We start from the raw sequence: 20,756 nt of genomic DNA, 5'->3' as shown, positions 1-20,756 counted from the left end.
GTGGGCGAGAACGGAGAACCCCGGCATCCGGGGCTCGCCTGTCAGGTGCACGCACGCCCCCACCGTGAGCCTCACCCCGCAGTGAGTTGGGTCAGATGTGGCGGCACAGCGGCAGCGCGGCGGCGGTGAACGCCGCGGCCTGCTGGCCGACCAGCAGTCGGGTCTCGCAGGAGGCTTGGATGGCGGCCTGTTCGATCGCGGCCACGGCGGCGTCGAGTTCGTCGACGGTGGGTGCGGAGACGCTGATGAGGCCGGTGTAGCGCAGCACGCCGTGGCCGGCGGTCAGGTCGGCTTCCTGCTGGAGGACGTCGTGGTATTCGGCGGTGTGCGCGGCGTCTTCGATCTGCCCGATCTTGGCGCGTTGGGCCTGGTCGGAGATGTGTTCGACCTTCTTCTTGCGGATGTCCCGGGCCGCCTGGTCCGAGCGCATCGGCGTGCACAGCAGCGAGAACGAGCGCTGGATGCCGGTGGAGAGCAGCACCGGGGACAGGAAACCGGGGTAGACCATGGAGCGCGGCCACTCATTGATCCACAGCACGGCGTGGTGGGCGGAGTCGGTGCGCAGCCTGGTCCAGGATTCGTTGACGGCCACGGGTCCGGCCGTGGCGAGGTACTGGCCGAGTTCGCCGTGACGCGCCAAGGTGGCGGCGATGGCCGGGTCGTACGCGGCGCGCAGGATGACGGCAATCTGCCCCGGACTCAGCCAGCCCGAGGGGGTGAGGTCGGCCGAGCGTAGGGCGGCGGTGAGGGTGGACATCTCCTGGCGCAGCACGCCGGCGGCACCCCGGATGCCGCCCCCGGCGGTCCTGATCTGCCGCGCGGCGGTCTTCATGTCCAGGCTCAGGGACACGGTGGTGGCGTGGCGTTCCCCGGCGGGGCCGGCACGCTCGATCAACTCTGCGTAGGTGGTTGCGGCCCACGTGTCGTCGGCGGTGCCGTGGGTCGCCCACCATTCGGCCAGCCCGGTGCCGGAGTCCGGCAGGGTGCGCTCCAGCACCTGAAGGGTCGCGATCCGCCCGGAGCGGCACACGGTGGCCAGCACCCGGCCCCAGGAGGTGACCCGGCGTTCCTGCTCGCCGGGATCGAGCAGCACGAACGCGGGATGGGTCACCTCGCACACCACGGTCAGGGTCTGCTGGTGAGGGTCGTGAACCATCCCGGCACCGGTGTCGGGGTCGGTGTATTCACGCAGTCGGGCCATGTCGCCGGGCAGCGCGAGCGTGCCGGCCGGCCGTGGGGCAACGATGCGGCGCCGGTACAGAAGCTGGCCGCCGGTCGCACGCCACAGCCACCAGACGGTGACGGGCAGCCATTCCACGGCTGGACGCCCGGCGACCGGTACCCAGGTCAGGGCGGCGGCGAGCACCCAGACCGGCGCGGTGTAGGCCAGCAGGATGCCACCGCCTGCATACAGCGCGACCACGACCGAGAGAACACCGGTCGACAGCGTGATGAGTTGGGAGAGCGAGAGGCCGAGGAGGATGCCGCGGCGGGTCAGGCGGGAGAACTTGACCGGCACCAGCGCGGTCGAGGGCTCTTTCTGCTTCGAGGTCATGGCTGCCTCACTCCTTCCCGGTGGGCTTCGGCGCCGGCGGTGGTGGCGGCTTCGGCGGACGCGGCTCCGGCTGTGAGGGACCGGTCGACGGTGCCGTGGGTGCCGGCGTGGACGACGGCTTGGGCGTGGGGCTCGATGGCGGGGGCGCTTGCGATGGCGGTGGGGTGCTGCCGGACTGCCCGGCGGCGTCGGCGGCGGTCTCTCCCTGGCTGCCGAGCGCTGTGCCGGCCTGGGGGCCAGCGGTGGCGGCGTCCTTGGCGCCCTTCGCGGCGATCACCGCCGCTGCGGCCGGACCAGCCGCCGCAGCACCTGCACCTGCACCTGCACCAGCTCCAGCTGTGCCGCTCGCGCCGGCGGATCCGCTGCCGGCGGCGGCGGCTTTCCCTCCGCCTGCCCCGGCAGTGCTCCCCGCGGCCTGGGGTGTCGGAGTCTTCGGCTGAGGCGGGGTCTTCCCACCGCTCGCACCGCCACCGCCGCCACCGCTGTTCCCACTGCCACCGCCGCCACCGCCGCCACCGCCGCTGCCGCCCCCGCCGCTGCCGCTGTTGCCTCCGTCGAGGACCTTCTGCGGGCCGTCGCCGGCCGGTTTGCTCGGTGTCGGGATGGGCCGGTTGAGGGCGGTCTTGGCGTCCTGCTCGGACCCGATCGCGTGGTACATGTCGAAGCCCACAAAGGACAGGAACTTGTAGGTGAGGTAGGGGGCGAAGGCGGCCATCGCCATCAGCACGATCCCGGCGATCGGATCGCTGACCGAGGACAGGTCGCCATCGATCGGCGCCGCGACCTGGGTGACGGCGACGAGGAACATGACGACTAGGACCAGCTTGGAGCAGATCAGCGCGATGACGAACATCGCCCACTTGCCGATCCACCCCCGCGTGGCATCCCAGGACGCGCCGGAGAACGCCAGGGGTGCGAGCACGATCGCCACCAGTAGCAGCGCTTTTCGCACGAGGAGGGAGAGCCACACGATGGCCGCCGCGCTGATGGCCAGGCCGGCGAGGAAGATCGTGATGATCGCCCCCACCCCGGGTGCGGCGATGTTGATGCCGACCAGGCCGGCGGCCAGCAGGGTGATCTTGTCGCCCATCGACTCGGTGGTCTCGCCGGCGGCCTGGATGATCCCGACGCACAGCTGATCCACGATCTCCAACAACAACGCCGTCAGGGTGATGACGACGAAGCTGCCGAGCACGGACTTCGCTAGACCGAGCGCGGCGCGGGAGAGGGCGGTGGGGTCGCGGCGGATGAGTCCGGTGATGAGTTGGAGGCAGAAGAAGATCAGCATCACGAACACCGCGATGCCGAACAGGATGTTGTAGACCGCCACGTACTCGGGCCTCGTGACGTCCACCAGGGTGGTGGTGTCGAACACCGTCCAGACGGCTTCGAACAACCAGCCGGCGGCGGCGCCCATGGCTTGGGCGAGCCAGTCGAACGGCGCCGCCACCAGCGAGGCGGCGGCTTCGCCGGCGGTGTCGCACACGGCCGAGATGATGGGGACATCGCACACACCCACCGCAATCACTCCTCAGATCGAGTTGATGGAGGGGGTGGGTCAGACCTGCTGGCCGACGTTCCAGAAGAAGTTGATCAGCGTCACCGACGCGCCGCAGATCACTGCGGCGCCGCAGGAGACGAGGACGCCCACCTTGCCCCGGCCGGCCAGGTGCGGGTTGGAGGAGTTGGCGCCGAAGCCCCACACGATCGCCGAGATGATCAGGGCGAGGACGGACAGGATTAGGCCGATGGTCATGACGGCGCCGACGATGGTGCGCAGCTGGGCGATGCCGGGAAGACCGGAGTCGTTGGGGTCGATGTTGATGTTCATCGGCACCAGTGCGGGTGCGGCCAGGACGGTGGTGATGAGGTCGAACACGGTGGGTCTCCTGACGGACGGACCCGCCCCGGAGGGCGGGGAACGCGGATGGGTTTGTCGGTCAGGTGCACCGCCCGCCCCACAGTCCTAAGAACGCGGCGCGAGGGTTCGCGGGCAAGGGGGTCAGAGGTGCTGGCCGAGGTCGATGAGCCAGTTCAGCCACGCCACCCCGCCGCCGGCCAGAACCGCGGCACCGAGCGCGGTCCACGCGCCGATGCGCGCCTTGGTGGCGGTGGCGTGCTGGCCGTTGGCGGTGGCGAGTGCCCAGATGAGGGCGCAGACGATCAGCATCAACACGGCGATCACCAGGACGAAGGTGAGCAGCGCGCCGATCACTTCGCGCAGGTCGCCGATCCCACCGAGGCCGTCGAAGTCGGGGAACACGTCCATGCCGCTCAGCCCTTACCGAACGGTGACATGGAGGTGGTCGTAGTGGCCGCCGGTGACGTCGCCGGGGTCGTGCATGCCGCCGCCGTTGTAGCCGCGCCAACCATCCTCGTCGCGGGCCAGTGACCAGATCTTGCCCTGCCAGATCAGGTACTCGACACCGAGGGTTTCGGCGTGGTCCTTCATCCAGTCGGTGACGTCCCAGCCGGCTTCGAGCTGCGCCGGGGTGGGGTACTGGCCGATGGCGTTGCCGAAGGTCAGATCGCAGGCCCGGCCGAGCGGGTGTTCGGAGCGGGTGCCGGGACGCGGTGAGTAGCAGGCCCAGGAGGTGTCGGGGAAGGCGGCGGTGCCCTGCTGGTACAGGTGCAGCATCCGAGCGGTGATCTGTCCGTCGCTGGTGGGGTCATCCACGAGGCGGTCCGGGTCACCGTCGAGGGGGTCGGGCTCCCCGCCCGGCGTGCTGGTGTCGGGGTCGCAGCCGGCCGGGGCGCCGGTCTCGGGCTCGGGAAGGTCGGCGGCATCATGGGCGTTGAGCCAGGCGGCGGGGTCGGTGTGCTCGCCGTCGGTGCCGCCGGTCCGGACCTCGAAATGCAGATGCGGCCCGGTGCTGTTGCCGGAGGAGCCGATGTCGCCGATGTACTGGCCGGCGGTGACGGTGTCGCCGGGTTGGACGTGGATGCCGTGCTCCCACATGTGCCCGTACGCGGTCGCAACGGTCTGCCCGTTGAGGGTGTGTTCGATGACGATGAGCCCGCCGTAGCCGCCGGAGAACTCGGCGACGGTGACGGTGCCATCGGCCGCCGCGAGGATCGGGGTGCCGTCCGGGGCGGCGAAGTCGGTGCCGGTGTGGAACGAACTCTCCCCGGAGATCGGATGGACCCGCGGCCCGTACTCGCTGGTCAGCACCCAGGTACCCGCGGGCACCGGGAACACCACCCGCGAGGACTCCGCAGCAACAGTCTGCGCGGCCGGAACTGTGGTGCCGCCGGCCGTAGCGCCCGCGCTGGCTGTCGTGGTGGTGCCGGTGAGGGTGGTCAGGATGGTCTCGGCGACGGGCTCGTAGTTGCGGTACCGGTCGGGGTAGGCGGACACCTCGACGGCTTGGGCGGCTTCGCCCTTGTCCATCTGCTCCCAGCCGGGAATGTCCAACAGGCCCCGCGGTGAGGGGTGGTTGGGGCCGGTGGGTCCGCCGAAGAACGCCTGCGCCTGATACGTCGGGTCCATCAGCTCGGCGACGGTGCCCCACCCGGACTGCGGGCGCATCTGGAACAACCCCAGGGAGTCATGGTCGGAACCGTCGCCGTCGTTGGGATAGTCCGCCGACTCAGGATAGACGCTCGTGTTGGACAGCATCCGCAGGGTGGATTCGGTCAGCGCCGCCATCAGCGCGATCACCAGCCCGTCCCGGGTCACCCCGTCGATGCCGGACCCGGTCTCGATGATCGTCGCCGCATGCGTGAGCTGCTGATTGTTCAGTGTGAAGGTCTCGCCGTTGGCGGTCGTGACGGTGAGTTCGTCGGGGACGTCGCCGACCCTGACGCTTGTGCCGGCCACGGTGCAGGAGGCCGAGGCGGCAGGGTTCATCACCACCCCAACCCCGACCAGCACCAGCGACGGCGCCAGGAACACCAGCGCGAGAGCGGCGAGGGCGAGCTTCTTCACCATGAGCGCACCGCCGGCCTATCGGAGGGGGTTGTCGAGCTGGGACAGCCGCAGCAGGTGGCAGGTGTCGTAGGTCGGGCCGCAGACGAGGAACACGGTGAACGCCACCGGATGCTCGGAGGTGACCGTCTCGTCGTTCCAGACCCCGTCGCGGTGGCGGGTGCCCTCGATCGTGTAGGCGATGGTGCCCTCGGCGAGCTGCCCGGGTTGTGCCTGTTCGAGGGCCGCATCCCACGCGTCGGGGACGAACACCTGGTCGATGGTCAGGTGCTGGGCGGTGGCGTAGTGGCGCAGCTCAATCCAGGCGTCCCGGTTCGGCAGGTAGGTGGCGATGTCGGCGGCGAGCCCGGCCTGCTCGGCACCCGACGGGTCGCCGACGGCGAGGACGACCGAGGTGTAGTCCAGGGGCATGAACCCGCTGGCCGTGTCCCAGGCGAACAGCGCCGTCGCGACGTTGCGGGCGAAGGTCTCCGGATCAGCCGATGCCGATACGCTGGGCAGACGCGGTGTCGCGGTCGGGACCGGATCGCCGGGCGCTCCTGGATCGCTGGGGGAGGTCACAGCCGGTCCAGGCCCGGAGCCGCGGTTGGCGTCCTCGCCTGCGGTGGGTGGTCCGGCGAGGAGGCCGTAGACGCCGACACCGGCCAGCGCCAGGACCGTCACGAGGGCGGCGAGTGCGGCGATCAGCCGGTGACGGGAACGCGGGGCAGACAGGTCGGGAGTCTTCATGCCGTGTAGGTGCACCACGTGCATCCGCAGTCAGCCAAATGCTCAGAGGGCGCGCAGGTGTCCCCGTGCGGGCGGGGTCTCGTGGCCTGCCCGGCGGTCGCGGGCGATCCGCAGTTCCTCGGCGAACCTGCTGGTGCCCTCGACGGCGGTCAGGAAGGACTCGATCTGCTCATCGGTGAGTTCGGCGGCGAGCTGCTCGGCGTCGTAGTGGGTCCACCAGTTGGCCAGTTCGGTCCAGGTCAGCACGAACGCCCGCAGCGGATACTGCACTGGCGCAGCATCATCGTCGGCTGGCGACGTGGACCGGGGGGTGCGCTTCTTTGCTGTCGCGGTCTTGGCGCGGGCGAGCGCGTCGGCGGCAAGCTGGTGCAGGTCCGCCTCGCGGTGGTTCCTGGCCGTCTCGGCGAGATCGTGGATGTGCCGGTAGATCGGATCGACGGCGGCGCCGGCGTCGATCCGCTCCAGCTCGCCGGCCACGTAGTGGCGTAGCTCGGCCGGCTGGGCGGTGTCGTCGGCAAGCTGCTGGAGGTAGCTGATCTTGTCCAGCGTGGTGTGGGACGCACCGCCCGGGACCATCGCCGCCGCCTGCTCCCGGGTCTTCCCGGAGGCGCCAGGTGACGGTGGTGCACAATTTGCACCACCGTCACTTCCCGGCTGGTTCTCCGCACTGAACCGGGCCGCGGACTGCCTGCGGGCGGCGTCCTCGGCCATCAGCGCCTTCAGCTCCCGGTAGAGGGCGGCGGCCTCGGTCTGGGTCAGGGGTTTGTGCAGGACGTTGTCGTCCTGCTCGGCCAGCAGGTGCCCGAGCCGGTCGGAGATGCCCGAGCGGACCCACACGTTGACGGTCTTCCAGCCGAGCTGTTTGATCGCGGTCAGCCTCCTGGCCCCGCACACGAGCACGCCGTCGGGGGTGATGGTGATGGGTTGGAGGAGGCCGTCGCGGTCGATGGAGGCCGCCAGTTCGTCGATGTCGCCCAGCTCGGTGCGGTGTCGGCGCCCCACCTGGATCGAGGCGACGGTGCGTTCCAGCTCGATGAACCCCGCCGGCGCGCTCATCGCGACCCGCCCCCACGAGGATTCCGGCTGCCGGGGGAGGCGAGGGAGATGGTGAGCACGAGGTCGTCGTCGCGCAGCAGCACCGGCAGGCTCTCGCCGATCAGCAGCCGCAACAGCACGCCCCGCCCCGCGGTCGTGGCAGCGTAGGCAGGGTGGGGGTTACCCAGCAGCGACTTCAACAGCGCCGTCCAGGAGTGGCCGGGGATATCGAGCAAGGCGCGGGCCTGCTTGTCGCGGCGCAGCGCCTCGTAGGTGGCCTGGCGGGTGCCGGTCTTGGTCAGCACCCCGCACACATGCTCGATCCCGGCGCGCGCCGTGGCTGGCGGCCAGTCCAGCAGCGTGAACAACGCGATCGCATCCTCAACCGTGGAGCCCGCCGACGTGCACGCCCGTGACGACGCTGGTGCGCCGTCGTTCTCCTCATCCGTGGCCGGGGTGTCATCGGTGATCTGGAATGCGGAGTGGTAGTCGGCCAGCGGGTTCTCCCGGTCGGAGAAGCGTTCGGGGTCGTGGAACGCTGAGATGTGCGGGCGGCGTGCCTGGTGGACCGAGCACAGGAGTCCTTGGGCGCGTTCTTCGAAGATGCAGGTGATCCGCACCGCGTGGGTGACCACCGCCCACGGATCATTCGCCGTGCGGGCCGCTTGGGTGCGCATCACGTCGAACGCCGCACTGGCGGCCTCCCAGGGGTCCAGGCCGTGCTTGCGTGCCAGGGGCGTGTACTTCTCCGCCGCGTAGGCCATCAGTGCCGCGGCGGTGGGGTCGTGTTCCCACGCACCCGGCCCGGCATCGTGGAGGCGAGTCAGCAGCGTGCGTAGACCTTCGCTGCGCGTGAAATCCTCGCCGCTCTCGGTTCTGTGGCGATTGGTGGTGTGGGTGTTCTCGGTCATGGTGGGGGCACCTCCTGACAGGCAGGTGCGCACGCCGTCCCCAACGACGACGTCCATGCTGCCTGCCCGGGTGGTGCTCATGACCTCTCACCTGCTCAGCTCATCCGACCGGCGACCGCGACGGAACGGACTCGGTTGTCCTGCTGCGACCGAAGGCCGACAGCGGCGGCAACCGGCGCGCCCGATCCCCGAACCCCTGCACACCGGTGTTCGTGGCGGTGCGGGTGCGGCGAGCCAACTCGACCTCGAAGTCGATGCCCCGCCCCGCCAGCGCCGCCCCGTGGCGGGCGAGAAGGTCCGTAGGGCGCACCCACTCAACCCCCCGCGCACGCCGGCCCGCATCCTGGACGAGCCGCTCACGGCTGTTGCCCTGGAGACCAGCGATCCTCGCCGCTCGCACTGCCTCTGGTGTCTCCGTCTTCTCGGCCGGTGGTGTCTCGACCTGCTCGGCTGGCGTCGACCGCCGGTGGTTGGTCTCCGGCACCGGCGGTCGCCGGCGAGGTTCCTGCTGGTGGTCGTGATCGGGATTCATACGTCCTTCGCCTCCTCGGCATCGACGTGTTCGGTGGTATCGGGAAGGTGCGCACTGGTGAACCACCGGCCCACCGTGGAGGGGTGCACGCCCAGTTCGCGGGCGATCTTCTTGTTCGACCATCCCTGCCCGCGCAGTGCCGCCGCCCGCGCACGCCGGTCGGCGGAACCTGCCGCGGCATCGACGTGCGGGTCAGCGCGCCGGGCCGCTGATGCCTGCCTCGTGCCGGGAGCTGCGACGGGGTCGTTCTCCTGCCGGGTTGGCGCCGACAGCGCGGTGGCTTCCACGGCATCTGCTGGTGTCACCGCCGATACCGGCTCCCACGCTGCGTCCGGGCCGGGCTCCTCGATCGCGGACTCGTCGGTGGATGCGGGCACCTCGGCGGCGAGTTGCGGGCGGGTGAGGATGACGGTCAGGTGGGTGATCGCCAGCAGCACCACTGGCGGCACCGCCGCCACCGCAGCCGCCAGCACCCCAGGCACGTCCGCGTCGGCAGCCACCACGGCGTGGATCGCGTTGGCGGTCACCGACACGAGAGCGCCGCCGATCAGCAGCGCCCACGGATACCACGCCGACCGCTGGCCGGCCAGGGCGACGACGGCGACGGTGGCCACGACGATGATGCCGTCGACGATCAGCGGCCACGCCCACGCCTGTGAGCCGCCGACCCCGGAGCGGGCGGCCAGGTCCGCCAACGCCGTGAATGAGTATTTGAAGGCTTGGGGGCCACCCGTTCTTGCCGTTGGGGACCAGCGATATTGTCGGTGGGGACCAGCGGCCGCAGGTGTGGGGGCCACCGGCTCCCACGGGCTGTTCTCTCACTGATTCATGGTGGCGTTTTCACGCATGTTGTGGTTGCCGGTGTCCACCCAGATGGTGTTGTGCACGATGCGGTCCATGATCGCGTCGGCGTGGACTCCGGAGCCCAGGCGCTGGTGCCAGTCTTTCTTGGCGTACTGGGTGCAGAACACCGTCGATGCGGCGTCGTATCGGCGCTCAAGCAGTTCCAGCAGCATGCTGCGCATCGACTCATCGGGGTGGTCCAGCAGCCACTCGTCGATGACCAGCAGGGTGAAGGCCGCGTACTTCCTTCAGGAACTTCGTGCTCCCTTGGGGCTTGTCCTTCGCCAACGCCCAGGCTTCCTCCAGATTGGGCATCCGGATGTAGTGAGCCCGGATCCGGTGCTGGCAGGCCTGCTTGGCCAGAGCGCACCCCAGATAGGACTTCCCGGAGCCGGTGAAGCCCTGGAACACCACGTTCTGTTGGCGGGCGACGAAGGAACAGGTCCCGAGCTGGGCGATGACGTTGCGGTCCAGGCCCCGTTCGGAAGGAGCCTAAGCACGGTGGCCCCCAAACACGCCACTGCCGGCCCCCGAGCCCACTATCGGCCGGTCAGCGTACTGGCCCCCGAACGCACTACTGATGGCCCCCAACGAAGCGAGTATTCACGTGAACGACAGCCAGAACGCGCCGCCGGCGATGAACACCGTCCCGGCGACCGCCGTGATCACGGCCCACCGTCGACTCGTCGGACTGCTAGGGACGGTCATGACAACCGTCGTCCCGGAGCGGACGTCCGCACGGTCGCATCGCGAGCGAACCACCCGTCCGCGGCTCGCGGCGAGCCCTGCACCGTCGATGAAGGGCGGGCTTGGGGTTGGGTGGTGCGGTAGGCCGAGCGGACGGTCGTCGTGATCTCCCGCTCGCCCAACCCCGATTGCGAGGCCGCGGCCGTGAGCACATCGAGTGCATCGGGGGCGGGGACACCGTTCTCGGCCAGTCGGCAGGCGGCCCAGAACAGGCCCCGGTTGCGTTCCCCTTCGCCGCGGGCAGCGACCCACGTCGCCAGCCGCGACACATCCGCCGACCGCTGCACGTCGTCACTCGTCGTGGGCGGGGGCGTCGGGCGGGGGTCGAGGAAGTCCCGTAGCCGGTCCGAATCCAGCGTCGCCGAGGGGCCGGTGTTGATCTGCCGCACCCGGTAGCCGACAGTTGCACCGTTGGTGGACACCATCGAGGGTGGGAGGAGGATGTAGCCGCCGTCGCCACGGAAGTCCACGCCGGGGCGCGCGGCCTGCCAGGACCGCTGCGCCCGGTCAGGTGTCGCCGGGTAGTAGGCGTGCATCCCGCCCGACGGCGTGGACACCAGGAACGCCCACCTCGACACGAGGCCGGCACGGTAGGCGCGCTCGAACGCCTCATACCCGTCGGTGGGGGCGTGGACATCGACGTCCACCACCACCATCCCGGAGGTGGCGCCGGTGGGGACAGCGAGGTTCGCATCCGGGTGCGTCCGCCACCAGGCCTCCACCTGGCCGGGATCGGTGGTGGCGTCGTGGAACCCGTGCTCGGTGAGCGGACGCTTCCCGCCCGGCACGCACGGGAACACCGGCACGCCTGCGGCGGCGAGTTCTCGTGCTGCGGCGGAGACCGGCCATGGCCCGGTCATCTGCGTCAGCACACCCGCGAGCGCGTCCGTAGCGGCCATCACAGATCCCGTCCCTGCATCACGGCCGCGCTGGCCGCAGGACGGGTGCCCGTTTCGGGCACGGGCTCGACCTGCCTGCCCGACGCTGCGCGTTCGGCTCCGGCGCGCTCATGGGATGGCTGGTTGCGCTGCGGTGTTTCACGGTCGAGACCCGGTGGAGTGCCGTCACCGACTTGGGCGGTATCGAGCTGATCGAGGATCGTCAGGGCGGTCTTGCGGACCCGCTCGCCGGTGGCCTTGACGATCTCGACCGGTTCCTTGCCGTCCACCCGCGCGGCCCAGGTCGACACGTAGGGGATCGTGTACCCGGTCGTGTCCATGTGATGGGCGGCGCCGATCATCAGTGCCACCGATTCGGCCTCCACCTCCCCGATGCCGCGATGCTGGCGGGCGTCCTCCTGGTCAGGGCCGTGCAGCAGGACGTGCCCGAGTTCGTGGGCGAGCGTCTTGACCTGCGCGGCGGGGTCCATGTTCTCCCGGACCGCGACCGTCTTCGCGGTGTAGTCCGTCATGCCGTTGGCGCCGTGGATCATGCCTTCGTGCGGCACCGCCAGCACGGTGAACCCGCGCTCCTCAACCAGCTTGGCCAGACCATCCCACAACCCGACCGGTGCTTCGCCTTCCAGCAGCTTCGGTGCCGGCGGTTCCGGGATCGGGTCACCGGCAGTCTGGGAGGCGTCCCACACGTAGGCGGGCTTGGCGGTGATCATTTTCGAGCGCACGACCTCACCGGGGCGTGGCTTTTCGCCCTTGCCGAGCCGCCGCCACGACTCCGGGTCAGACGGTGTCGCGGTGGCGAATCGGCCGGTGACCGGGGCGAGGATCATGTATCCCGGCTGGCCCTTCTCCACCTGCCGGCCCAGGGTCTGCCACTGGCGATACCCGGCGACATAGGACGGCATCGGCTCGGGCACCCGACCCGCCTCGTAAGCCGCGGCATGCTGTGCCCAGATCAGCAGGGTGTTGGAGAACGATCTCGCCCTGAACTGTGCCGCGAACGTGAGCGCCCGGCCCCAGTCGTCGCCGGAGACGAGCTGTTCGACCGCACCGGTCAGCCGCTCGTGCAGCTCATCGAGCTTCGCCTCCCGCGCGGCCTGGGCTTCCTCCCGTGTCGTAGCCATCGTCTGTCTCCTCCCGATACCCTGAGCACCGGGCCGATCGGGCTCGGTGATCATCAGGTGCGCCGGGAACACCAGTGACGAGAGACGGACAACGACGGTGTGACCGTCAGTGCGCGGGTTGAACCCGACGAGTCCTACCGGACTACCAGCCCGTCAGGTGACGAGGGCGCGGGATCGGGCGATGATGCGGATACGCGTATCACAAAAGCGAATATCGGTATCGAACCGTCAAGTCGATGCCTTCTGCCGGACGAGCTGGCGGTAGCGGGTCGGGCTTGCTCCGACACACTGGCGGAACAGTCGCGCGGCGTGACCGCGGCTGTGCCACCCGACCGCACGCATCGCGACTTCGATCGGCAGATCGGTCTCACGCAGCAGAAGCGCCAACTCTTGGGCGCGCAGTGTCGCCAGGTACGTCATCGGTGTTTTCCCGTAGGCATCCACGAAGACTCGGCCCAACTGGGACGGCGAAAGATGCACTGCCTTGGCAAGCTCGTGCAGTGTCCACCGTTGTGCTGGCGCGCTGCGGAGGAGTTCAACGGCCTCGCGGGCTTCGGCCCGCAAGGGCGCGAACCGGCGGTAGTGGGGCAATCCAGGCCAGGTAGCCAACCGTTGGGACTGTGTCCGCCGCACCGGAGTCGTCTTGACGAAGGGGGTGATCACATCCAGCACCGCGAACAGCAGCGACTGGAGCCGGTAGAAGCTCTCCGGTGACGGTCCATCGATGCTGAGAGCAACCATCTCGTCCAGCCAGGGCATAAGCATCCCGGCGCGGTCCTCACCCAGGGTCAATATCTGTGCAGGCTCGGAGTACCGCTTGTTCATGAAGTCCTGCGCTTCAAGCCGGTCCGATAGCAGAGCGGCGTGCTGCCAGAACACCTGATCGATCACGTAGTCCCGATCCAGATAGAGCGTCGTGACGGTGATCGAACCCTCAGGCTCACTTCCGCACAGCGTGTTCGCTCCCAACATCACCACGTCACCGGTCGTAGCGGGTTTCTCGCCGAACTCACTGAGCAGGACCGCCGATCCAGCGCGCACAAAGATCAACTTCACGCAGTCATACGCGACTGGTCCCACCGGACGGAAAATTGTCCGAGTCCGCGCGAGAAGCGGACGGAATCGACCCGACGTGTCCGTCGGTGACTTCTCATGCGGGTCGAGGTCGGACGGCGCGGGGATTGAGTTCATCCTCACCGCTCACCAGTCAGATTCCTCGACGACCACCGCTAGTTCATCCCGCCGCAGTCCCTTGGCCGGAGCGTTGGCTGACAGTGGGAGAGCGTTCATCCGCTGTCCCGGGTTCGCGTGGAGTCGTTGAGGGCCGGTATTTCCGATGTGAGATCAATGATCTGGTCAACCCAGGCCTGATCCTCATCGTTATGGCTGATGATGAGAAGCGTTTGATCAGACTTCCGTTGTTGAAGAGAGGAGACGACCCGTCGTCGATTAGATTCGTCCAAACCGGTGGTTGGTTCGTCCACGATGAGCAAAGGCCGGTTTGCCAGCACCGCTCGGGCAAGCGAGAGTCGCTGACGTTGTCCGCCGGAAAGACCCTTCCCGTGTTCGCCGATCTCTCGATCCAGGGCGTGGCTCGGTCCGCCCAGGTCCGCGAGCAGTCCAAGTTCCGTCAGGACCGTGAGCATCTGAGCATCCGTGGTATGGATGTCGCCGTAGGCGAGAGCCTCGCGGACCGTCCCTGCCAGCAGAGGTGCATCTTGTTCTGCGATCGCCACGTGTCGCCTCGCTTCGTCCGGTGGCATGCGCAGCAGGTGGTGCCCGTCGAGTACGATCCGTCCTGCTTGGGGCTGGAGGAATCGACAGATTACGTTGACGAGTGTTGTCTTGCCGCTGCCCGAAGGTCCCCGGATCAGGAGTGAGTGCCCGCGGGGAATGCTCAACGACACGTTATTAAGAACGGGCGGCGCGGTGTCGTACTGCGCGGACAGTCCACTGATGTGCAGACCCGATGCCTCGTTCAATGTCTTGAGCGCCGCGGGAGTTTCCAGGGGTCTTGCCGGAGGTGCGTCCTCTCGAAGTTCATGGCCGGTGGATTCGTCGGGAAGTGTGATCACCTCGTTGATCCGGGCCAGTGCCCCCTTCGCTGTCGAGAGGCTGATGGTTGCCTCGATGAGGGCGCCGATTGGGACGACAAGGATGGTGGAGTATAGGAGCGCTGAGACGAGCGTGGCCAGGCTGATCTGGTCAGCCGCGACCCGCATTCCGCCGCCCAGCAGTAGGGCCAAGAAGCTGCCCGTCGCCGCGAGCTCGACCGCCGGGGTGACGGCTGCCGTCCACGTCGCGTACTTCTTGCCGGTCTCGAAGCCGTGATCGAAAGACCTATTGAGGCGGTTTCGTTCGCCTTCGGTCGCGTGGAACACGCGGATGGTGCGCATTCCGACCAGCGCACGATCCACGGTGGCACCAATCGTACCGAGTGTTTCCTGTCGCGCCGCCGATGCTGCCTCGATACGTTGCAGGAAGACCCAGGCGCCCGCGCCCGCCAAAATCATAATGACGGCCACGATCAAAAAGAGCACGGAGTCCAGCAGCCACAGCATGGTGCCGGCCCCTACCGCGGTCACCGTCGCGGTGACCACTTGAATATAGCCACGGGCCACGCCATCACGGATGGCATCGGCGTCCGTGGTGAACCGCGAGACGAGGTCGCCACCACGGTGCCGGGACAACGGAGTCAACGCCGAACGGAGGACAGCTTGCCCCATACCGATGCGCGCCCGGCGACTGCCGCGCTCGCCCATGGTCTGCTGCAAGTAGCCGCCGTAGGTCTCTGATGCGATCTGCACCACAGCCAAGGCGACGAGGATGGCGATCAATGGCACAACGGTATCCCCGCGCTCGACCATCTCAATCGTCCTGCCTACGATCATGGGCTGCACCAGTGACAGGCCGGCACCTCCCAGAACCAGCAGGAGTGCCACGACGAGGATGAACGGGCGCTCTCGCGCCAGACGCCAGATGGTCAGCGGCGTAGCTGGGTGTCCGCTCTTATGAGCTGTCATGGTCTCGCCGGCTTCGTGTCGAAGCGATCACGAAGCTGCCGCTAAACAAGCACATCCACGTCATCACCACGGCGGCAGGTCCGAATGCGGTTTCTGGTCATCGACCTCGGCGCATGCAAGCGAGAGGTTCTGGGCGCGGAGGAGGAGCCCAAGACCGTTGTTCAGCCGGATGAGCGGGGTCAGTACCGCATCGAAGATGCCGATGGGACGAACAGCGCGAGCCAGCGTCAGCTGTGTGCCGCCACTGACGGGTGCGAACCGCAGGTCGTACCAACCAAAGGGCTGGTCGTCCCACCGGTCATCCCAACGAACGTGCCCCTCTTCGTCCTCTGCGAGGACCAGACTCAACGTACTCGTGCGACCGCGCTTTGACACGGTCATAGTTAGAGTTCGGCCCGCGTCCGGCCGCATCGTGTCGGGAAACATAAGACAGTGCGGAGCACAGGTCGGATCGGCGGCAACCGAACGAACTAGCTGGGGGTCGGCAGGGATGAAGTGCGTCAGCTCGACTGCGGCGGTCCGGGTCTCTGCCTGCGCCTCGACAACACGATTGCGCCGCGGGATCGGAGTGGTCCACCCGCCGTGGTCACCGACTTCCTTGGATATAGCTTCCAGATCAGCGTCGCTGCGCTCAATCAGACCGCGGATCGTGCCGGATCGCTCTGCAAGCAAGGCCTTCAGAAGATCACGTTCAGTAGCGCGGCTGCCGAGGCTGTCGACGAGCCGGTCCGCCCGCTCGGCCATCGGCATTCGAGCATCATCTCGATTCAGCTCGTCGATCGTCAGCGGTGGCGATGAGGCAAGCGCGTGCACATCGACACCCAGGAAGGCAAGAGCTTCAGCGTGGACCGCGCTCGCGGCGGTGCGAGCGGAGTTCAGAGTGAGGCCGTACTGGGCGAGGGTCTGTGCCGCTGGTCCGCCAGCGGCGATCAGGCCGATTAGGAGGTGATCGAGGTCGATGTAGGGTTCCCGCGCACGGACGGCTTCGCGCCACCCGGCCATTAGGAAGATCGGCATCGTGCGTGCGCTCATCGGGCTCCTCCATGCTTCGGTGCCAGATCGGGGCGAACCCGGTTGCGGTACTTCTTGTGCACGGCTTGACGGGACACGCCGAGACTGTCCGCGATGTCGACCCAGCCAAGGCCGGCCGCAAGTGCGGCTTCCACCTGACGTAGTTCCAGCGTGTCCGCAAGGCGGCGCAATGCCGCGATGGCTCTCAGTCCCGACTCTGGGTCGGACAAGTCGGCCGCTCGAACGGCCAGGTCCATGGTCTCCATGCATGACAATTTACGTTGACATGGGGTGCAAGTCAAAGCTAGTTGTCTTGCAGGTAGTGTCATTACGCACGGGGCTTCGAGTTGGGCTATCGGGGATTGTGCCTGCTTGAGCCACGCGGGCGGACTGATCATCTGCCCTGAGTCCGCACCACGCCGCACTTGATCCTCGGTGCCCCCTTCAAGGATGCGCGATCGAGCATCGATACGACCTATGGCGCGTGGAGCCGCTGGGACACCGTCGCCGCCCAGCACCGTCCACGACTCCACGGCGTCGACCGGGGAGAGCACACGCTGGACGAGCATCGGATCATCCCTCAGCTCGGATAGTACCGGCCTGCACGTGATCGACTCGGCCTGCGTGCTCAGACATCCGGTCCGTCCTGGCGGTCGGCAGGGGCGGTAGCGGGCAATCGGATCAGAGCCGCCGCGCCGAGCAGGGCCAGGGCGATAGCGGCGATGATTATCGCGGCAGTGAAACCCACCTGCTGGACACCGAAGCCCGTGAGCAACGGCCCGCCGGCAAGGCCTGCGGCGTAGGCCAGGTTGTACAGCGAGAATGATCCACCCAGAGTTGGCGGGGTGGAGCGGAAGCCCTGATCGGCGATCATGGTCGTCGCCGGTGCCAGCAGGAGGGCTGAGGAGACTCCGAGCAGGATCATGCCGATGCTTGTCTGCCAGAGCTCGGCTGCGAACCCGATCACGATCAGGGCAGCGGCGACGGCGACGACACCGGTGCCGATCAGGAGCCGAGGCGGCGCGGTGGTCACGTAACGGCCCACGATGGGATTGGCGATGATCGCTGCCAGGGCAGCGAGACCGAAGAGCAATCCGATCGTCAAGGCGCTGGCCCCCAGATGCACCGGCAGGACCGGCTCGACGCCAGAGAGAACGGCCGCACCGACCGCGACAGCGATCACGATCGAGAGCGATCCCGGGACGCGCAGTACAGCAAGTGGTCCACCTATGTCGTCGGTGACCCGGGGAGAGCCCTTGACCAGGACGATACGCAGTACCCCGTCGATCAGGGCGATGGCGGCGGCGAAGAGGAACGGGGCTGCGGTGCCGAAGCGCTCGACGAGAAAGCCTGCCAGAGGCGGCCCCAGTAGCACGCCCAGAGTGAGCGAGGAGATGGCGATACCCATAGCCTGCCCTCGCTTGTCGAAGCGGGTGGTCGCGGCGATCAGCGACAGCGCCGCCACCCAGGACATGCCGCCGGCGATTCCTTGGGCGATCCGGGCCACCAGCAGCAGCCAGTATGGGCCGCCGGTGGCGAACAGCAGTGTCGCTGCCGCCAGACCGAGCAGCCCGATGAGCAGCGGGGTCTTGGGGCCGTGCCGGTCGACGATGCGCCCGGCGAACAGAGTGGCGATGATCATCGCCACCGCGTAGGAGGAGAACAGCACTCCGGTGGCTGCCGGTCCGGCCTCGACCACCGCGGGCAGCAGCGGGAGGACGGGCACGGCAAGGCCGTGGACGAGCATGTCGGTGAATACCGCTGCTGATCCCACGATCAGCGCGCGCGTGGGAGTGGTACCTCGCGCGAGGGAGGCAGAGTCGCGTGAAGTCATCTGTGTGGGACTTTCTAGGAGAGCAACCCTCTCACCAGTGCCGCGATCGCGGCGTCGAGGTGTTCGGGTTGCGGAAGGTCATCGGGTCGGGTCACCGCGGTCACGGTGAACCCTTGAATCAACACCAGCACCAGGCCGGCGACTGTCTTGGGTGGCACCGGCACGTCGGTGTCATCGCTCAACGACGCGGCGATCTGATCGCGCCACCCGTCAAGTGCCTCGTGCTTGCGACTGCTGTCATCGAGCGCTTGCGGAGCGACCAAGACCGTGGTGGAAGCCAGCGCACGGAACAGCTCATCGCTTCGCAGCAGCGCCACGAAATCACCCAGCAAGGCGTTCAGCTGGCCCGCAGCAGTGGGTAACGCGACCTCTTGGGTGAACAGCTGGTTCCCGTACTCCGCCCAGCCCCACTCCAGGGCCTCGGTCAGCAGCTCGGACTTGCTTCGAAAGTGATGGTGCACAGCGCCTCTCGTCACGCCGGCACGTTCAGCGACACGCTCGAACGTGGCTCCTGGCCAACCCTTCTCCTCGAAGGACATCAATGCCGCTTCCAGCAGCGCTACGCGGGTCTTCGCCGCATCCCCGGCCGATCGCTTCATACATACAGGCTAACACGTATGTAATTGGCGTCCACCCGCGAAGGTGAACTCAGCGCCGGCACCCTCGTCGTAGACACCGTCCGTGACACAGCGCCGAAAGTCATGTCATGCTGCGGGCCTCACGACTCCGAATATCGATCCTTACCGGACTGATCGCCTGACAGATGTACGCTCCCGACCACCACGACAGGGCGGCCAATCGACGGGACGAACGCCGACCATCCCCGGCGACACCTCTCGGAGACCCACCGAGCCGGCGGTACCTCGTGCCCGACCCTCTCGGAGCTGCCGTACCCGACCCTCTCAGAGCTGCCACACCTCTTGCAGATCGAGGGCATCGAGCATTATCGCAACAGATGTCACAGGCCTTGCCGCAGTTGGCCACGACGTTCTCGGGTCGGGTTGGCCTGATGCCGTGCGGCTGCTGGCGCCTTCGATGCATGTTACCGTAGATGCAACATAGTGATGTTTTAGGTAACGGATTGAGGATGGATGGCGGGCGAGTTTCCTGGGTCGGCCCGGCTGCTGTTGGTGCCGGGCGTGGTGCATCTGAACGAGCCCGCGGCGGCGTTTGAGGCGATGGTTACCGGGTGGTCCCGTCAGCAGCGCTCGCGGCAGCTCGGCGAGGTCACGGTCCGGTCCAGGGAACGACTGATCCGCCGATTCCAGGAGTTCTGCGAGGCGTATCCGTGGCAGTGGACGCCTGCCGATGTCGAGGACTTCACGGTGTCGCTGACGTCGGGGACGGACAGGCTGGCGTTGTCGACGATCCGCGGCTACCACCTGACGCTGCGGATGTTCTGCGACTACGTCACCGACTCGCGCTACGAATGGCCCACGCAATGCCATGACCGGTTCGGGCAGGTGCCCTCGCAGGTCTGCAACGAATGGAACACCGTCGCGCATCTCAACGACTACGAGGGTAGGCCGCAGCGCCGGCCGCTGACCTATCGCGAGCTGGAGACATTGTTCGACTGGCTCGACGACCGTGTCGATCGGATCGCCCGGTCGGGCCGCAAGGGCGCATTGGCGGGGTTGCGGGACGCGACGATGCTGAAGACGACGTACGCGTTCGGGTTGCGCCGCAACGAGGTGGCACGCCTCGATGTGGCGGACTTGCGCCCGAACCCGCACATGCGCGACTGGGGCAGCTACGGGTCGGTGCACGTGCGCTACGGGAAAGCGACCGCCGGGTCGCTGCCTCGTCGGCGCACGGTGCTGGCGGTCCCGGAGTTCGACTGGGCCGTCGACGGATTGCGGCAGTGGGTCGAGGAGGCGCTGCCGCTCTACGAGACGGGCGGGCATCCCGCGCTCTGGCTGACCGAGCGGCGCACCCGCGTGAAGGTCCGCCAGATCGACGACCTGTTCGCGACCGCCCGTGCCGAGATCGGGCTGGACGAGCATCTGAGCCTGCACTGTCTGCGGCACTCGTATGTGACACATCTGATCGAGCACGGCTACCCGGAACGGTTCGTCACCGAGCAGGTCGGGCACACGTATGCGTCGACGACGGCGATCTACACGTCGGTGTCCAACGACTTCAAGAACAAGACCCTCCAAGCCGCGCTGTCCAGGGTCTACGCGACGGACGAGAAGGAGCGAACATTATGAGGACGGTCCAGGTGCAGTGGAACCTGCGGCAGGTGATGGCCGATCGGGGCCTGTTCCAGACCAGCGAGCTGCTGCCCTTGCTGGAAGAACGCGGCATCCGCCTGACCCGCGAGCACGTCTATCGGCTCGTGACGAAGACGCCGCAACGGCTGAACACCGAGGTGCTGGTCGCGCTCTGCGATGCGCTGGGCTGCAGCCCGGCTGACCTGATCACTCCCGTCGTCGCCGAGCAGAAGCAAGCCAAGACCGGCACTACCGGTGAGGGTGGCCCGAAGATCGGCGAGCTGCGCCCGGTCCGCGCCAGAGTGCGGCGCCCCGACGGCGTGGACGAGTGACCCGCGAGACTGCGAGCCGGGACTGCGTCCGCTGCGGCACTCG

At 67.9% G+C, this 20,756-nt stretch carries 23 protein-coding genes; 3 read left to right on the top strand and 20 right to left on the bottom strand.

The features are described from left to right. Nucleotides 1-91 precede the first annotated feature (91 nt). The 18 genes from INT40_RS04900 to INT40_RS04820 all read right to left on the bottom strand — a co-directional run bounded on the left by INT40_RS04900 (nucleotide 92) and on the right by INT40_RS04820 (nucleotide 16,600). Nucleotides 92-1,555, bottom strand: coding sequence for an SCO6880 family protein (locus tag INT40_RS04900; RefSeq protein ID WP_193095654.1), 1,464 nt, complete (start codon nucleotides 1,553-1,555; stop codon nucleotides 92-94). A 7-nt stretch (nucleotides 1,556-1,562) separates the two neighbouring features. Then, nucleotides 1,563-3,074 carry a conjugal transfer protein TrbL gene (locus tag INT40_RS04895; protein WP_193095692.1) on the bottom strand — a complete coding sequence of 504 codons (1,512 nt, stop codon included), beginning with the start codon at nucleotides 3,072-3,074 and terminating at the stop codon, nucleotides 1,563-1,565. Nucleotides 3,075-3,113: 39 nt separating this feature from the next. Continuing rightward, the gene (locus tag INT40_RS04890; RefSeq protein WP_193095653.1) at nucleotides 3,114-3,434 is read right to left on the bottom strand and encodes a DUF6112 family protein; all 321 of its coding nucleotides are present in this window, start codon (nucleotides 3,432-3,434) and stop codon (nucleotides 3,114-3,116) included. Nucleotides 3,435-3,557: 123 nt separating this feature from the next. Then, nucleotides 3,558-3,824 (bottom strand): DUF6112 family protein, encoded by a 267-nt coding sequence (locus INT40_RS04885; protein ID WP_193095652.1) that lies wholly within the window; start codon nucleotides 3,822-3,824, stop codon nucleotides 3,558-3,560. 12 nt (nucleotides 3,825-3,836) lie between these two features. After that, entirely contained in the window at nucleotides 3,837-5,486 is a 1,650-nt protein-coding gene (locus INT40_RS04880; protein ID WP_193095651.1) for a M23 family metallopeptidase, read from the bottom strand. Nucleotides 5,487-5,501: 15 nt separating this feature from the next. Further along, a complete protein-coding gene (locus tag INT40_RS04875) occupies nucleotides 5,502-6,212 on the bottom strand; it encodes a hypothetical protein (protein ID WP_193095650.1) in 711 nt (236 codons plus the stop codon). 42 nt (nucleotides 6,213-6,254) lie between these two features. Continuing rightward, the gene (locus INT40_RS04870) at nucleotides 6,255-7,268 is read right to left on the bottom strand and encodes a ParB N-terminal domain-containing protein (protein ID WP_193095649.1); all 1,014 of its coding nucleotides are present in this window, start codon (nucleotides 7,266-7,268) and stop codon (nucleotides 6,255-6,257) included. After that, nucleotides 7,265-8,158 carry a hypothetical protein gene (locus INT40_RS04865; RefSeq protein WP_193095648.1) on the bottom strand — a complete coding sequence of 298 codons (894 nt, stop codon included), beginning with the start codon at nucleotides 8,156-8,158 and terminating at the stop codon, nucleotides 7,265-7,267. The genes INT40_RS04870 and INT40_RS04865 overlap by 4 nt, the downstream gene beginning before the upstream one ends. A gap of 100 nt (nucleotides 8,159-8,258) precedes the next feature. Then, complete coding sequence (locus tag INT40_RS04860; RefSeq protein WP_193095647.1) at nucleotides 8,259-8,690, bottom strand: hypothetical protein; 432 nt, start codon at nucleotides 8,688-8,690, stop codon at nucleotides 8,259-8,261. Continuing rightward, nucleotides 8,687-9,385, bottom strand: coding sequence for a helix-turn-helix domain-containing protein (locus tag INT40_RS04855; RefSeq protein ID WP_413463550.1), 699 nt, complete (start codon nucleotides 9,383-9,385; stop codon nucleotides 8,687-8,689). Before INT40_RS04855 ends, INT40_RS04860 begins: the two co-directional genes overlap by 4 nt. Before the next feature lie 123 nt (nucleotides 9,386-9,508). Further along, nucleotides 9,509-9,736 (bottom strand): ATP-binding protein, encoded by a 228-nt coding sequence (locus INT40_RS21145; RefSeq protein ID WP_319021945.1) that lies wholly within the window; start codon nucleotides 9,734-9,736, stop codon nucleotides 9,509-9,511. Next, nucleotides 9,720-9,992, bottom strand: a complete 273-nt coding sequence (locus INT40_RS21140) for an ATP-binding protein (RefSeq protein WP_319021944.1) — start codon at nucleotides 9,990-9,992, stop codon at nucleotides 9,720-9,722. The genes INT40_RS21145 and INT40_RS21140 overlap by 17 nt, the downstream gene beginning before the upstream one ends. A gap of 245 nt (nucleotides 9,993-10,237) precedes the next feature. Then, nucleotides 10,238-11,182, bottom strand: a complete 945-nt coding sequence (locus tag INT40_RS04845; protein WP_193095646.1) for a bifunctional DNA primase/polymerase — start codon at nucleotides 11,180-11,182, stop codon at nucleotides 10,238-10,240. Continuing rightward, complete coding sequence (locus INT40_RS04840) at nucleotides 11,179-12,300, bottom strand: ArdC-like ssDNA-binding domain-containing protein (RefSeq protein WP_193095645.1); 1,122 nt, start codon at nucleotides 12,298-12,300, stop codon at nucleotides 11,179-11,181. The genes INT40_RS04845 and INT40_RS04840 overlap by 4 nt, the downstream gene beginning before the upstream one ends. A gap of 228 nt (nucleotides 12,301-12,528) precedes the next feature. Beyond that, entirely contained in the window at nucleotides 12,529-13,356 is an 828-nt protein-coding gene (locus INT40_RS04835; protein WP_319021938.1) for a helix-turn-helix transcriptional regulator, read from the bottom strand. A 230-nt stretch (nucleotides 13,357-13,586) separates the two neighbouring features. After that, on the bottom strand, nucleotides 13,587-15,323 hold the full coding sequence (locus INT40_RS04830) for an ABC transporter ATP-binding protein (RefSeq protein ID WP_193095643.1): 1,737 nt from the start codon (nucleotides 15,321-15,323) through the stop codon (nucleotides 13,587-13,589). 63 nt (nucleotides 15,324-15,386) lie between these two features. Beyond that, on the bottom strand, nucleotides 15,387-16,355 hold the full coding sequence (locus INT40_RS04825) for a Clp protease N-terminal domain-containing protein (protein WP_193095642.1): 969 nt from the start codon (nucleotides 16,353-16,355) through the stop codon (nucleotides 15,387-15,389). Then, nucleotides 16,352-16,600: a hypothetical protein gene (locus INT40_RS04820; protein WP_193095641.1), complete on the bottom strand. Its 249-nt coding sequence runs from the start codon at nucleotides 16,598-16,600 to the stop codon at nucleotides 16,352-16,354. The genes INT40_RS04825 and INT40_RS04820 overlap by 4 nt, the downstream gene beginning before the upstream one ends. 159 nt (nucleotides 16,601-16,759) lie before the next feature. Between INT40_RS04820 and INT40_RS04815 the strand changes: the two genes are divergently transcribed. Beyond that, nucleotides 16,760-16,927 carry a hypothetical protein gene (locus tag INT40_RS04815; RefSeq protein WP_193095640.1) on the top strand — a complete coding sequence of 56 codons (168 nt, stop codon included), beginning with the start codon at nucleotides 16,760-16,762 and terminating at the stop codon, nucleotides 16,925-16,927. A 35-nt stretch (nucleotides 16,928-16,962) separates the two neighbouring features. Here the strand turns inward: INT40_RS04815 and INT40_RS04810 are convergent, their stop codons facing one another. Next, nucleotides 16,963-18,168 (bottom strand): MFS transporter, encoded by a 1,206-nt coding sequence (locus INT40_RS04810; RefSeq protein ID WP_193095639.1) that lies wholly within the window; start codon nucleotides 18,166-18,168, stop codon nucleotides 16,963-16,965. Between the two features lie 14 nt (nucleotides 18,169-18,182). Next, nucleotides 18,183-18,767, bottom strand: a complete 585-nt coding sequence (locus tag INT40_RS04805) for a TetR/AcrR family transcriptional regulator (RefSeq protein ID WP_193095638.1) — start codon at nucleotides 18,765-18,767, stop codon at nucleotides 18,183-18,185. Between the two features lie 492 nt (nucleotides 18,768-19,259). On the opposite strand from INT40_RS04805, the gene INT40_RS04800 reads away from it, so the two are divergent. Together INT40_RS04800 and INT40_RS04795 are read left to right on the top strand one after the other, a co-directional pair. Continuing rightward, nucleotides 19,260-20,378 carry a tyrosine-type recombinase/integrase gene (locus INT40_RS04800; RefSeq protein WP_193095637.1) on the top strand — a complete coding sequence of 373 codons (1,119 nt, stop codon included), beginning with the start codon at nucleotides 19,260-19,262 and terminating at the stop codon, nucleotides 20,376-20,378. Beyond that, nucleotides 20,375-20,713 carry a helix-turn-helix domain-containing protein gene (locus INT40_RS04795; RefSeq protein ID WP_193095636.1) on the top strand — a complete coding sequence of 113 codons (339 nt, stop codon included), beginning with the start codon at nucleotides 20,375-20,377 and terminating at the stop codon, nucleotides 20,711-20,713. Before INT40_RS04800 ends, INT40_RS04795 begins: the two co-directional genes overlap by 4 nt. The last annotated feature ends 43 nt before the right edge of the window (nucleotides 20,714-20,756 follow it).

It is taken from the genome of Brevibacterium sp. FME17 (genome assembly GCF_014897515.1).
Classification (GTDB): domain Bacteria; phylum Actinomycetota; class Actinomycetes; order Actinomycetales; family Brevibacteriaceae; genus Brevibacterium.
This window is presented reverse-complemented; position numbering and strand designations above follow the sequence as displayed.